At 57.7% G+C, this 13,131-nt stretch carries 16 protein-coding genes; all 16 read right to left on the bottom strand.

All coding sequences use genetic code 11. From position 1 onward, the window contains the following. Nucleotides 1-38 precede the first annotated feature (38 nt). The 16 genes from GZH91_RS15915 to GZH91_RS15840 all read right to left on the bottom strand — a co-directional run bounded on the left by GZH91_RS15915 (nt 39) and on the right by GZH91_RS15840 (nt 13,083). Nucleotides 39-1,901 (bottom strand): polysaccharide biosynthesis protein, encoded by a 1,863-nt coding sequence (locus GZH91_RS15915; RefSeq protein ID WP_147074162.1) that lies wholly within the window; start codon nt 1,899-1,901, stop codon nt 39-41. A 126-nt stretch (nt 1,902-2,027) separates the two neighbouring features. Then, complete coding sequence (locus GZH91_RS15910) at nt 2,028-2,288, bottom strand: AbrB/MazE/SpoVT family DNA-binding domain-containing protein (RefSeq protein ID WP_147074163.1); 261 nt, start codon at nt 2,286-2,288, stop codon at nt 2,028-2,030. A gap of 102 nt (nt 2,289-2,390) precedes the next feature. After that, nucleotides 2,391-3,389 (bottom strand): MraY family glycosyltransferase, encoded by a 999-nt coding sequence (locus GZH91_RS15905; RefSeq protein ID WP_147074165.1) that lies wholly within the window; start codon nt 3,387-3,389, stop codon nt 2,391-2,393. Continuing rightward, on the bottom strand, nt 3,382-3,957 hold the full coding sequence (locus GZH91_RS15900) for a Uma2 family endonuclease (RefSeq protein WP_147074167.1): 576 nt from the start codon (nt 3,955-3,957) through the stop codon (nt 3,382-3,384). Before GZH91_RS15900 ends, GZH91_RS15905 begins: the two co-directional genes overlap by 8 nt. 65 nt (nt 3,958-4,022) lie before the next feature. Continuing rightward, on the bottom strand, nt 4,023-4,997 hold the full coding sequence (locus GZH91_RS15895) for a UDP-glucose 4-epimerase family protein (RefSeq protein ID WP_147074169.1): 975 nt from the start codon (nt 4,995-4,997) through the stop codon (nt 4,023-4,025). 18 nt (nt 4,998-5,015) lie between these two features. Next, entirely contained in the window at nt 5,016-5,393 is a 378-nt protein-coding gene (locus tag GZH91_RS15890; RefSeq protein ID WP_147074171.1) for a type II toxin-antitoxin system VapC family toxin, read from the bottom strand. Beyond that, on the bottom strand, nt 5,393-5,602 hold the full coding sequence (locus tag GZH91_RS15885) for an AbrB/MazE/SpoVT family DNA-binding domain-containing protein (protein ID WP_147074172.1): 210 nt from the start codon (nt 5,600-5,602) through the stop codon (nt 5,393-5,395). The genes GZH91_RS15890 and GZH91_RS15885 overlap by 1 nt, the downstream gene beginning before the upstream one ends. Before the next feature lie 225 nt (nt 5,603-5,827). Further along, entirely contained in the window at nt 5,828-6,004 is a 177-nt protein-coding gene (locus GZH91_RS15880; protein ID WP_147074174.1) for a PIN domain-containing protein, read from the bottom strand. A 52-nt stretch (nt 6,005-6,056) separates the two neighbouring features. After that, entirely contained in the window at nt 6,057-6,305 is a 249-nt protein-coding gene (locus GZH91_RS15875; protein ID WP_147074176.1) for a type II toxin-antitoxin system Phd/YefM family antitoxin, read from the bottom strand. Nucleotides 6,306-6,513: 208 nt separating this feature from the next. After that, on the bottom strand, nt 6,514-7,161 hold the full coding sequence (locus GZH91_RS15870; RefSeq protein ID WP_408646875.1) for a glycosyltransferase: 648 nt from the start codon (nt 7,159-7,161) through the stop codon (nt 6,514-6,516). A gap of 223 nt (nt 7,162-7,384) precedes the next feature. Continuing rightward, entirely contained in the window at nt 7,385-8,623 is a 1,239-nt protein-coding gene (locus GZH91_RS15865) for a hypothetical protein (protein WP_147074181.1), read from the bottom strand. After that, nucleotides 8,620-9,573 carry a glycosyltransferase family 2 protein gene (locus GZH91_RS15860; protein ID WP_147074182.1) on the bottom strand — a complete coding sequence of 318 codons (954 nt, stop codon included), beginning with the start codon at nt 9,571-9,573 and terminating at the stop codon, nt 8,620-8,622. Before GZH91_RS15860 ends, GZH91_RS15865 begins: the two co-directional genes overlap by 4 nt. Before the next feature lie 19 nt (nt 9,574-9,592). Next, nucleotides 9,593-10,633 (bottom strand): class I SAM-dependent methyltransferase, encoded by a 1,041-nt coding sequence (locus GZH91_RS15855; protein ID WP_147074184.1) that lies wholly within the window; start codon nt 10,631-10,633, stop codon nt 9,593-9,595. Between the two features lie 22 nt (nt 10,634-10,655). Then, the gene (locus GZH91_RS15850; RefSeq protein ID WP_147074186.1) at nt 10,656-12,191 is read right to left on the bottom strand and encodes a flippase; all 1,536 of its coding nucleotides are present in this window, start codon (nt 12,189-12,191) and stop codon (nt 10,656-10,658) included. Between the two features lie 104 nt (nt 12,192-12,295). Next, on the bottom strand, nt 12,296-12,787 hold the full coding sequence (locus tag GZH91_RS15845) for a hypothetical protein (RefSeq protein ID WP_147074187.1): 492 nt from the start codon (nt 12,785-12,787) through the stop codon (nt 12,296-12,298). After that, entirely contained in the window at nt 12,784-13,083 is a 300-nt protein-coding gene (locus GZH91_RS15840; protein WP_147074189.1) for a nucleotidyltransferase domain-containing protein, read from the bottom strand. Before GZH91_RS15840 ends, GZH91_RS15845 begins: the two co-directional genes overlap by 4 nt. Between the last annotated feature and the right edge of the window lie 48 nt (nt 13,084-13,131).

Raw genomic sequence — 13,131 nt, 5'->3', positions numbered from 1 at the left:
GCTTTCCAGCCGTGTTCAGCGGTGACCCGGTTTTTTAATCAGGCCCGTCTATCTTTTTCACCATCTGCTGATTTGGGTGTGTACTCCGGCACCCACTCGCGCAGTTTCTGTTTCACTTCCGCCTCCGCCACCACGCCATCCTGCATCAGCCAGTCGAGTGCCGCCGTCAACCACCCGGCATCCACATCGCGCGCCTGGGCGATGCGCAGTTTGGGGTGCGGGGTGGGCAGGGTGTGCTCGTCGTCGGCGAGCAGTTCCTCGAACAGTTTCTCGCCGGGGCGCAGGCCGGAATAGACGATCTTGATATCCTGCCCGGTATAGCCGGACAGGCGGATCATGTCGCGAGCGAGGTCAACGATTTTTACTGGCTCGCCCATGTCGAGCACGAAAATCTCGCCGCCTGTGCCCATCAGTCCGGCCTGCAGTACCAGTTGGCAGGCTTCCGGGATGGACATGAAGTAGCGCGTGATGTCGGGATGGGTGACGGTAATCGGCCCGCCTTTGGCAATCTGCTCCTGGAACTTCGGGATCACGCTGCCCGAGCTGCCCAGCACATTGCCGAAACGCACCGCGACAAAACGCGTGCCTGCGGCTTGCTGCAGGCTCTGGCATACCATCTCCGCGGTGCGTTTGCTGGTCCCCATCACGTTGGTCGGGTTGACTGCCTTGTCGGTGGAAATCAGCACGAATTTGGCGACACCTTGCGCCTGCGCCGCGCTGGCCAGGGTATAGGTGCCGAGCACATTGTTCTGTAGCGCCTGCCAGGCGTTTTGCTGTTCCATCAGCGGCACGTGCTTGTAGGCGGCGGCGTGGAACACCACGGCGGGGCAGTGGCGCCGCATCAGGTCGTCGAGCACGGCGCGGTTTTTAACGTCGCCGATGGCGCACAGGATGGGCACGTCGGCAAAACGGCCGCTGAATTCCTGCTCGATCTGATACAGGGCGAATTCACTCAGCTCGAACAGGATCAGCAGGCGGGGCCGATAACGCGCAATCTGCCGCGCCAGCTCCGAGCCGATCGAGCCGCCCGCGCCGCTCACCATGACCACCTGGTCCGTCAGCAGGCCATGCAGCCCGGCGTCGTCGAGCTGCACCGGGTCGCGCCCGAGCAGGTCATCCAGCTCGATCTTGCGCAGGCTGGAGACGGTTACCTTGCCGCTCACCAGGTCTTCAAAGGCGGGCACGGTGAGCGCCGCCACACCGGCTTCATTGCATAGCTGGGCGGCGTGGCGGCGCACCGAATGCGGGGCGGAGGGCATGGCGATAACCGCGTGTTTTACGTCCATCCGGCTGGCGTGAGCGCGCAGGCTGTCCAGCGTACCCAGCACCGGCACGCCGTGGATATCGCGCCCCTGCTTGCTGGCGGCGTTGTCGAGCAGGCCCACCACACGCCATTCCTTGCTCTGCGCGAGTTCGCGTACCAGCGACGCCGCTGCGCTGCCCGCTCCCATTATCAGCAGGGGTTCGCGCTCGGTCTGCAACAGGCTGGAAAAGCGATGCTCTTTCCAGGCGCGGTAGAGCAGGCGGCTGCCGCCCATGAACAACACCAGCAGCAGCGGGTCGAGCAGCAGCACCGAGCGCGGCACCACGGCGTGGGTGCGAAACATCAACAGCCCGAGCGGCACCAGCAATGCCGCCACGCCCACCGCCATCAGAATGCGGCGCAGATCCGGCAGGCTGGCAAAGCGCCAGATCCCGCGATACAGGCCAAAGCGCCAGAATGCCAGCGCCTGCAGCGGCACCACCCAGGCCAGGGTATCCAGCGCGCTGGACCAGAATTCCGGCGGAATGGCGAGGTTGAAGCGCAGCCAGTAGGCGATCAGCCACGCAGCCGCTGCGGCGCTGAGGTCGTGCAGGAAGGCGAGGGCGGTACGGGGATTAAAACCGATGGATGGAATCATTGAAGTTCAATTTGAAGTCGGGGTCGAGGTGTTGCCAGGATACATATTGCCTTGTTCAAACAGCGCAACTACACGTCTGGTTTGCGTTGCGTCATCGCCGGCAAGCAGAGGGGCGAGAACATGGTATCAATCGCGATCATGACCGGCTTCAACGCCGGTTGCGATGGCGGCATCCATGTTAGTCAGTGTTTTTGCGGGCCCCCTGTAACCAGCGCAGCCCACAACATCCTGCAGTCGCGTCGGTTTGAACGGTTTCAGTGGGCGCAACAATATCCCCCCAGAGGTATCCTCGACCGAGAGCGCGACGCCAGCCTGCCATTTGTGCGCAGCACGGATCTTGATTGGCAAAATGACCTGTCCTTTGCTGGATAGTTTGGTGGTATCCATGGGATACGCCCTTTCCCCATGCAGTAAGAATATAAACAAGATAGCGTATTTGATGGTCCCCATTTGGAACAATCAATCAGGCGATCAGGGTGGTACTCCTGTTTAAGCTTGGGTAATGGCCTGATTTACCTGAAAATCACGCCAGCGGCTGTCCACCAGCCACATCAGTGTAATGAGCACAGCGCCCCAAAGCACTGCGATCAAAATCGCTATGGACGTCGGTGCAGATAAGGTGACCAACGCCATGCCGCCGCTGCCGCCCATCACGGCGTATTCGGCAAGCGCGGTCTGGCGGTGGCTCCAGCCCATGCGGATCAGGCGCTGGTAATAATGCTCCTTGTGCGCGTGCCAGACCTTTTCGCCGCGCCAGCCACGGCGCAGCAAGGTGGCTGTGGCATCAGCGATGAACGGCAAGAACACCAGCACCGGAAACCAGGCCGGCCAGGCATCGTGCACCGCGCCCAGCATGCCCAATCCTGCTGCCAAAAACCCCAGGGAAATCGACCCTGTATCTCCCATGAACACCCGCGCCGGAGGCAGGTTGAAAGCCAGGAAGCCGAGCGCTGCCGCCGCCACAGTGAGCGTCGCCAGCGCCAGCTCGGACTGTCCGTGCGTCGCCGCGGCGATGGCGAAAAACCCGAAGCCGAACAGCGCCATCCCCCCTGCCAGCCCGTCCGAGCCATCCATGAAGTTGTACAGGTTGGTCATCCAGACAATGGCGGCTACGGCCAGTGGCCACAGCCAAGGATTCCAGCCCGTCCCCAGTGCCGCCACCAGCCATACCGCAGCCACGATGTGGGCGAGAAAGCGCACGCTGGTCGGCAGGCCGTAGCGGTCATCGGCAAAGGACAGGACCGCGAGCAGCGCGGCGCCACCCCACAATGCCACGGGTAAAGTGCCGTCCGCCGCCGCCCAGCCCGCCGCGACTCCGGCGACCACGCCGAGTCCGCCGGTGCGCGGGATGGGGGTGGTGTGCAGGGAGCGCTGGTTGGGGTGGTCAAGCGCGATGCGTGCCGTCCGGCCGCGCGACACCAGCCAGACAGTGAGCGCGCTGACCGGCAGCGCCAGCAATGCCAGCCACACGCCGCCCGGATTAAACAATCAGCATGCCCGTGTCTTCGTAGAGATCGTCCAGCGTCAGCATCGGATGCAGGTCGCCGCAGCCCACTTCCAGACTGTCCTCGGGGGAAAGCTCCTGCTCGAACCAGCCCTCGCCCTCGCGCCGGAAAAACACTTTTGCCCACAGGCGCTCGGCATCCACCAGCAGGTAATAACGCAGGCTGGGCAGGGTGCGGTAAGCCTGCCATTTTTCGCGCAGATCCACGCTGGCGGTAGCGGGCGAGAGTACTTCAGCAATGAAGCACGGCGCGCGTTTATAAATCGGGTGGTCGTCTGCCGGGTCGCATACCAGCATCACGTCCGGGTAGTAATACGTCGCCCCGGCGGCCACGCGCAGTTTCATGTCGGCCATGAAAGCACGGCAGGGCTTGCCGCGCGTTACCGTGCGCAGATGGTAAGCGATGTTGAGCGCGATGCGGTTGTGCCGCTCGCTGGCACCGGCTATGGCATACATTTCGCCATCGACCAGCTCATGGCGGGTAGCGGCTTGCTGTTCCAGGCGCAGGTAATCGTCTTCGCTTAAAAACGTGTGGGACTGGGCATGTGACATGGCGGACTATCCTCCAATGTGGGTACCCGGATTTTAACCCAGGCGTGTCTGTGGCGTAAGCCGGGCTATCCGGCGCTGTCCAGCCACGCGCGCGCCATCTGTGCCAAGCCCTCATCCAGCGTGCGCGGCGGCACCCAGCCCAGTTCGCGCCGAATCCGGCGGTCGTCCACGATCAGCGAGCCGGTCAGGCGCTGCACGTCGGCGCGCCGCCCTGCCAGCCCCGCCAGGCCTTCCAATAATGGCGCGGGCAGCGCAAACAGCCGCGCCGGCTTGCCCAGGTGGCGACCCAGGCGGCGCACCAGTTCGGGCGTCGAAACATCCTCGCCATCGCGTACCAGATAAGTCCGTCCCGCTGCAGCGGGGCAGGTGAGGCAGGCGTGCAGCGCGCTGGCGAGATTGTCTATGCCGATCAGGCTGCGCGCGTTGCGGATACCCGCCAGCGGCAGCGGCACGCCGCGTTCGATCCAGCCCAGCAGGCGCGCCAGATTGCCTTTCACGCCCGGCCCGTAAACCAGCGGCGGCCGCACCGTCACCACTTCCAGGCCGGTTTCCCGGGCAACCCGGGCAAGCATTACTTCTGCTTCCCATTTGGTCTGGCCGTAGGGGTCTTGCGGCGCAGGCGCATCGTCCTCCCGAAAGTTCCCCGTCTCTCCTCGCGGGGGAGGGGAGGCCGTCTCCTCGCCGTTCACCTTGATGCTGCTGATGAAAACCAGCCGCTTCACTCCCGCTGCCACGGCCTGGCGGGCAAGCCGCCCGGTTCCGGCAACATTGGCGGATCTGAACGCCGCCAGCGGATCGTCTGCCGTCTCGCGCATCACATGCACGCGCGCGGCGCAGTGGACGATGGCGTCCACCCCAGTGAGCGTACCGCGCCAGTCAGTGTCGGCATCCAGGCCGCCCACGATGCGGTAGTCCACGCCCGCCAGCGGCCGGGCGGGCAATTGCCGCACCGCGCCGGCGACATCCATACCATGCGCCACCAACCGGGCGCAGGTCGCGCTGCCGACGAAACCGGAAGCGCCAGTGATTAATACCTTCATGGGGAAATCACGGTGAGGTTAAGCTGTTTTCTGCCAGTAGCACACGTTCGGCAAGCCTGCAAAATGGGCATCGGATGTGAGTAGCTGGCCCCCGGCGGCAAGTGCGCTGGCATAGACCACAGCATCTGCCATGGCAAGTTTGTACTGTGTGGAAAGATCGGCTGCCGACAGCGCGATGCGAGTGTCAAGAGGCCGCACCAGGCAAACCTCGGTGATACCGATGATATCCAGCGCAACAGCTTCGTTTTTTTCGCGCAGACACCATCTATATAACTCAAACTGCACCAGTGTCGGAACAATCAGGTTGGCGCTGTCAACCAGAAACGGCGCGAATTTTTCTGCTAACAGGCCGTCGGTCAACCATTCTATCCAGCCACAAGTATCCACTACATGCATCAGCTTCGCTCCGTACGGTCGCGCACGTTTTCAAGGTTGGCGCCCTTCAGAAAGCCACGCACTTCGCTAATCTCGCGTCGCGGAATCATGATGATGGCGTCACCCTTGGCAACAAAGACGAATTGCTGCCCGGCTCTAAGTCCGAGGTCATCGCGAAATGCTTTAGGGATGCCAATTTGAAATTTCTCAGTGAGGGTTGCGGTATACATGCTTACTCCTTAAGTGTCGTCTTGAATATTGTAAGAATACAAGGCGGCAAGATGCAGTTCAATATTTATTGAGATATCGCCGAATTGCTCAATCATTGTGGTGGATTTACTGAAATGACAAAATGCGAATTTTTAAATATTCAGCCATGCAATTGTTGTTTTTTCTAAAACATGGGGAAGGAGAGCGAGGCGGGATGAATACAAGCGGAAGTACAGGATTTGTGTTCATTGCACGCAGCGCACATTCGGGCCATAAGCCGTTAGTGCGGCATCTGCGGTTAGCAGAATCAAATGTTGTTGCCAGGCCTGCGCCACCAGCAAACGGTCGAACGGATCAGCATGGAGTGCGGGTAATTCGGCAGCAGCTACGGTATGTTCCGGAATGATGGGCAGTAAGCGCATTCCCGCAACCACCATAATGCAATATGCGTATCGAGTAACAAGCGGGGCGGCATTACGCCGAGTCCTTCCCAAACAAGCGCGCCACTTCGCTCTCTACCGCAGGTGCAAACGCCGCATCCAGTTGCGTAGCATCAATCTTCAATGTCCCCCATCCACCCGTCGCTGGTTGGGCGGACACGACAGGTACAAGACGCACCGCCACTTTACCGGCGCGTGCGATCAAAACCTCCTCACCATCCAGAGCGGCCTGAACCAGTTGCGAGAGTTGGGTTTTTGCCTCATACAGATTGTATTGACGCATCACGTTCTCCATGCACTATTGATCGATCTAGTCTAGTTGGTCAAGATTTGGCAGTCAAAGGCTCACCCGGCGAATGTTACGCGGGTTGTGAGCCGCTCAAATGAGCCGTACCAGTTCCGAATAAGGCACTAGCGCCGAATCGGCGGTGAGCAGCTGCGCAGGCATCTTCCGGATATCGGATTGGGCGCCAGGTGATGAGGCAATTTATTCATCTAACAGCAGGCAACCTGAATAAATGCTTACGGAAATAGCGGCCCATGCTCGACAGATGCCAGCGCATATAGCGCAGATCGCGGCGACTGGCGCGGCGCGCATCATGCACCACGCTTGCCTGAGGACAGGCCATGACCCGACGCCCCCTTTTCCAAAGGCGCGCGCAGATGTCCACGTCTTCGTAGTAGAGGAAGAAGCCTTCGTCAAACCCGCCCACAGCAGCGAAATCGGTTGCACGGAACAGCATGAACATGCCGCCCACCCAGTCGGCGGCAAAAGGTGCTGTGCCCGGTTCGATAGGGTAACAGCTGCCGTCAAGATCAAGGGCTTTTGTAATCAGCCCGAAGGGGCTGGGAAAATGCCGCACGCTGTCCTCTATTTTGCCCTGCGGGTTGAATACGATAGGAGCGACGGCAGCGACATTTCTGTCATTCAGGCAAGCCAGTAAAGCCGGAAAGGGATTCGTTTCCAGGCGGATGTCCGGGTTAATAATGCAAAAATGAGGCGTGTCGCATTGCCCAAACGCCGCATTATGGTTGGTCCCGAAGCCACGGGGTTTGTCGTTATGCAATACCGTGACAGGAAAAGAAAAATCTTCAGGCTGCCATCCCAAACGTTCAGGAAGATTTAGTGTGACCAACACTTGCAAGCTCCGGTGGGATATTCGGCCAAGATCTTCGAGTAGCGCCCCTACCAGGGCCTCTTGCATGTGGCTGACTACAGATAAGGTAATCAGCCGAGTGTCCGGGAGAGGCGTTTCGGCGGCAGACAAATAATTTGGCTGATATAAACCAGCGAGAGTTACATCCATGTTTTAAGGATGCCCCATAATAATGAAGAAACAGGATTGGACTTCCTGATCCATGTCAAAAAAACGATTGCGGCACATCAGCAAAATCGAGAGTGCCGGTACCTATATCCAACGACACTTGGGGGTTCGATTGCGCAATGACCCTTACCGCCACCATTGCGATCATTACAACTGAAATTCCGATTGAGCTGGACAGAAAAGGGTTGGTGAAGCTGACTAAATACACAAATGTGGCAGCCATAAAATATGGCAACGCAAGAAACTGGTGATTCGGATCCCTGATTGCGTGCATCCGCCAGATCAGATAGGCCATGGGCAAAAGCCAGAATATGAGCCACGCCAGTCCTTGCCTGTACAGAATGTTGATGTAAGTGATCTCGATGGCCTCACGCCCAACGATGGTGCCGTTAAAACCTTTGCCGAACAATACTGTTTGCCAATCCAAAATTGACGGTAGTGCGTGCATATCCTTCATTCGTATCGCATCGGATATAACCACGGTCAGCAATGTTTTATTTATCCATACCACACCGATAGCGCCGATGAACAGGAATGTCGCCGCAATCGCCGCGCCTTTGAGGCGGTTGCCAGTATAAAAAAAAGCCCACGCCGCCAAAACCATAAAAACAGACAGCCACACGCCTCGCGTCATGGTGAGTGCTATCGCCAGCATCAGCAGCAGAACCGTGCTTTTCCTGACCCGGTTTTTTTCAGCCGCGAAAAAAAACACCCCAACACCAACATACAGAATTGCCTTGAAGAAAAAGGTGGTGTCTCCCCGAAAGAAAACCTCGGGATGCGTATCGCCCGCAGGATTCAGCCACTGAAATAACTGCCCGGATGTCACAAAACCAGATTTCCATATCGCCATCGTTGCGATGAATAAAATTGCAAGAGTCAATGCCGAAAACTTCAGCGCCTTGCTGACCATCGCCACGTCGTCGATATTTCGCATGACCAGGGCAAAGAAAGGCAGCAGCAAGAAATATGTCTGCGGTCTCAAACCTTTAGCGGTTTCCCATAAGCTTTGACCATTCAGCATTGAGACTGACAGGGAAAACAGGGTCAACGCAATGAATAACACCGTCAGGAAAAGAAATTCACGTGGGATTCTTTCAGGGGATGCCCCTGCACCATTTGCTGGTCGAACCAATAATGCAATAACGAAATACCCCAGCCCAAAGCAAAACAGCACTATGCGGGGCAGGCCTGTGGCATCCATCCATCTGCCGCCGCCGCCAAGGCCAAGCTCAAGGACGATAAGGATCAGTAAAGCTTTGCCAAGAGCCTTCATATATCGCGTTTCTGCTGCCCTTCCCTGGCCAGGCGCACACAAAAAAACAGCCCTAGATTACGCACCACACCGGGTCTAAGGATGCCATGGCGCAGCATAAAAAAACGCCGTGCCAACCAGCTTTTATCCTGCAATTTACTGAACCCCGCGACAAATCCAGCGTGGTCTGGTTCAAGATAGTCACCATAGCGGCGGTACAAAACCTCAGCCTGATGTCGTAACTTGCTGATGTCGGTATGGCCGCAGCCTGAAATCAGCTTCCCGAGCATGGTCCGCCAGCCGTAAGCCTGCGCTCCCACGGCATTGCGGCCATGTTGCCTGTAAGCGACGAGACTCTCGTAAACTGGCTCGACGTGCCCCAAGGCAGCAGCCACCAGAGCAAACCAATGATCGTGCATGACGGCTTCCTGCGGAATAGGCGTGGCTCGCTCAACCAAGGCCCGATTCGCAAGCATAGCGCAGCCGGTCACCGTGTTGCTGATCAAAAGCTGTGCCAAACCATGACGCCTCGCATCCAATCCGGAATACGTCCAGAACGACGGGTGAATCCTCTGCAAATTCCGGTTGACTACCGCAAGGTCGCTGTGCACGAGTATCGGCGTGTCCTTGCCCAGGCGGGCTTCGAGCGCCTGCATGCGTTCCAGCAGGATATGCAGTTTATCGGGCTCCCACACATCATCCTGGTCACAAAACGCAATATAGGGGGCGCTGGATTGACTTAGCAGCCAGTCAAAGCTGCCTATCGCACCGAGTCTACCCTGTTTTTCACCCAGTACAATTTGGCTAGGAAAGCTTTGTGCATAGCGCTGGAGAATATCCAGAGTTGTATCGGTAGACCCGTCATCACGAGCCAGAACGGTACAGACTCCCCCCTTCTGGGCAAGCAGGGAGTCTAGCTGTTCAGCGAGAAAGGCTTCGCCATTGTAGGTCGCCAGCAGAACTTGGATCATGGATGTAGCTAACCAGGGGTTATTTTCTGCAGACAATCACGGCGACTTCGCCGCGACCCGGGAGGAGCACATGCAGCCACCCAATGACCAACCCTGTAATCTGCAGCAAAATGCGACGATGCAGGCCAACTTCAGCATTCATGTCATGTCTACCATCTTTTGCTATCTCGGCTGATGCGTGCCAGATATAGATGGCGCCTTGCATGGATGTAAAACTTTCGACAGTATCGTAGTCGGCGCCGTAGGCCATGCTGGCCAGGGAGCGGGCGGTAAATACCTGCAAATGGCGCGGTGGCTCCAATCCACGCCAGTTTCGCCTATAGTGCCCATGCCCTCGCGAATCTGCATTGGGTGTGAGTGCGACCAGAACCCCTCCTTTTTTGAGAACCCGCCGGCACTCGCCCAGCAATGCGCCAGGCGAGGGCACATGCTCAATCACGTGGCTCATGACCACCGCATCGAAGCTTTCATCCGCAAACTCCTGCGCGGACAGTTGCCCATGCCGCACATCCAGGCCTTTGCTTCTGGCATTTTTTACGGCGTCCTCGTCAAAATCAAGGCCGGTCACGCTCCAGCCTTTTTGTTCCATTGATTGCAGCGTCGCGCCGCTGCCGCAGCCGACCTCCAGCAAACGTCCACCGCGCTGGGCAGACAGATAAAAGACGCTGGCCTCCAGATTCTCTTTCCAGGCGGGATGGATATAGGCGAACAAGCCCAGCAGTTTGTTTATCCAGGAGGCCGAGAGGGGGGCATAACCAAACCGGGCATGAAGATGCGAAGCGCGCACCCGGTCGAGAAAACGTCCCAAGGGGTTACGGACAGAGTTGGGCAGGGAAGCCTGATGCGTATAATAATCGGTGTAAAGTTTGGCCAAGTCGGCTTCTGCGGGCATGGGATCAAGCCATAAGGCGCCGCAATCCGGGTTATGGCATTTTTTCATATCCCACGTGCCCGGCGTATTAAAAAGACGATCCGTCAATTTAGCGTACAACAGGCTGCCTTGCGATCCGCACACGGGGCAATCAGGGCATGGCCGAGTTTGAATTTCGTTATTGTGCATGATTCAGGGGGCAGTGGAAAACTCAGGTTCGAAGAAAGCGCTGGGCTGATTTCCGGATTGCATTCTTCTCTTCTGGCGTGACAGCAAAAAAATAGACCACCAAGATGAGGGCAAGAAAGGCGGCGCCTGTAAAAAACAGTTTCCCGACTGTTTCATCCAGCATCATTCCGGCGGCGAACAGGACTAACAGGGTTGCAAGCATAGGGAATATCTGCCTGCTGGCTGCAGCCATATCCTTGGACAGCCAATGCGCCACCAGGGTCAGTAGCACAGCGTCCACGGCGATCCGCAGCAGCCAGGCGATCGCCACGCCGATAATGCCGTGTGTGTTCAGCAACCAGAACATCAGGGCTATATAAATGGGCAACTCCAGAAGGTGAAGTTTGGCAGTAATATCCGCCCGCCCGATTCCCTGAATGAACGCAAACGGCACTTGGGCATAGCTGTTGAGATAAACGCCCATGGCGAGCCATTGTAAGACAGCGGCGCTCTTTTGCGAAAAATCGCTACCCAGCCAGACGTTCAGCCCCTCTTTCGCAAAAACCACCAACACCAGCACGATAGGCGCCAAAATCACCAGAATGGCCCGTCCGCCCATCGAATAAAGTGCGGCCGCATGGCTTGAGCCATTGTTCTTTGAAGCAGCAAAAGCAGGAAAAAGGACTGTCACTATCGCAGCCGGTATGGCCCAAAGCCGGGTGACCATTTCATAGGGCGTCACATAATAGGCAACGGCTGAAATGGACAACGCCGCGCCGATTACGAAGCGATCCATATACACCATGAACGGTCCGATAACATTGGTCACCGTCATCCAGCCGCCAAAATTCAACAGCCTCCTGATTTCCGAGCGTTCTATGCCCACGTGAGCCCGCAATGACGGAAAAGCGTAGAAACATACCACCGCATGCAAAACTAGAAAGAGGAATCGGATAACCATCAAACCCGCGCAAACATACGCCATGCTTTTCGAGTAGGGCAGAATGGCGAGGGGGACCAGAAAGATCATCATGCCCATCGGAATCCGCAGGGCGTTGATCAGATCAAAGCGCTGTATCGCAGCAAGCACCCCGGCAAAACCGGCGCTCAAAACGACTGCGGGTATTGCCGCCGCAAGCATGATGAAGGCCCATATGGCTTCTTCTCTCAGCGCCTCGGGCATATTGAGCACGGAGGAAACAAACCACGGAGTCAGGCTAGCGGTGAAGATGGCCCCAATCAACGCAAAAACCGCCATCATCAACAAACCCGTCCACGCCAGTCGGGCCACATCTTCTGCGGGGGACTTATCCAGGCGCTCGGCTATCAACTGCGTAATTGCCCGGCCAATCCCCAGGTCAAACAGGCTGAAGTAGCCAATGACCGCCCACGCCAAGGTAAGCAAGCCAAACCGTTCAACGCCAAAACCACGCACAATCAGCGGTATCGTTATCAGCCCGACAGTTAGCGGGAGGGCAAAACCGGCGAGATTGATTAGCGAATTTTTAACAAGCGCCTTACGCGACAATAAATTCTCACCCGTAGCGGGCCGGATTTTTTCAATGCTTGACTTTGACATTCTTGCGTAAAATGGGGTCAGACTCGAATTTATTTGTCATGTGTTGCACGCATAAAATTGGGTCAGGCACCGCTTCTCGGTGGGTGGGAACGGTTCAGCGGAATTCATTGTGTTTTATCCACCGGCGGCAGATTTTTCCCGGCATAGGCCTTTATGCCGTGAAAGGTCTTGTATAACTCACCGGCCGTTTCGCGCGCCTTTGCCGGCGCGGCAGCCAGTTGCGCCAAGTCATCGACATATTCGTGAACGAGATGGTTGCGCAGTCGGCGCATGGCCAGCCACTGGTCTGGGTCACTGACTATGCCCAGCCGTTCTGCGCGGCGCAGGTTGTCCAGGGCAGTGCCTGGTTCTTCGCCTACGGCCAGCAGAAAATGCGGCAGTAACTTATCGACGAGCGTGTCTTGCATGCGGGAAAACTTGCCGACGAAAGATTCCAGGCGGTCTATGCCTTCCGGTGTGGCAAGCTGTCCTTCCAGCCATGCAGGCGATATTGCACCGTGCCCAGGGAAGCGTCGTTGCATGACTGCCTGCAGGGAGTGCGCTTCTTTTTCGACCACGCGCAGTATCTGCCACAGACGATTGATGGTTTCAGTCACAACGGTACCCCGGTTCTGCGTGCTTCTTCGTCGATGGTGCGTAGGGATGTGCCGCGCCGATGGACGACGATGTCGATGCGCTGCTCGCCCAGTCGGCGCTGGAGTGCGGCGTAGAGCTGGAGCTCGCGCGTTAATGCCTGTTCGGCGCTGCCTTCGGCTTCAACGTAGAGGTCGATATCGCCGCCCAGCGCGTCGTCACGCACACGCGAGCCAAACAGCAGGACGCGCGCGCTGTCACCGAAGTGCCGTTGCACTTCTTCGCGGATGGTGGCGCTCTGGGTGTCGGTGAGTCTCATCTTGGCAGGTGCGTCCGATCAATCAGGAATAACGGGGACACGCAGGAG

Source organism: Sulfuriferula plumbiphila (assembly GCF_009938015.1).
Classification (GTDB): Bacteria; Pseudomonadota; Gammaproteobacteria; order Burkholderiales; family Sulfuriferulaceae; genus Sulfuriferula; species Sulfuriferula plumbiphila.
Note: the sequence above shows the minus strand (reverse complement) of the source record. Positions and strands in the feature narration are given on the sequence as shown.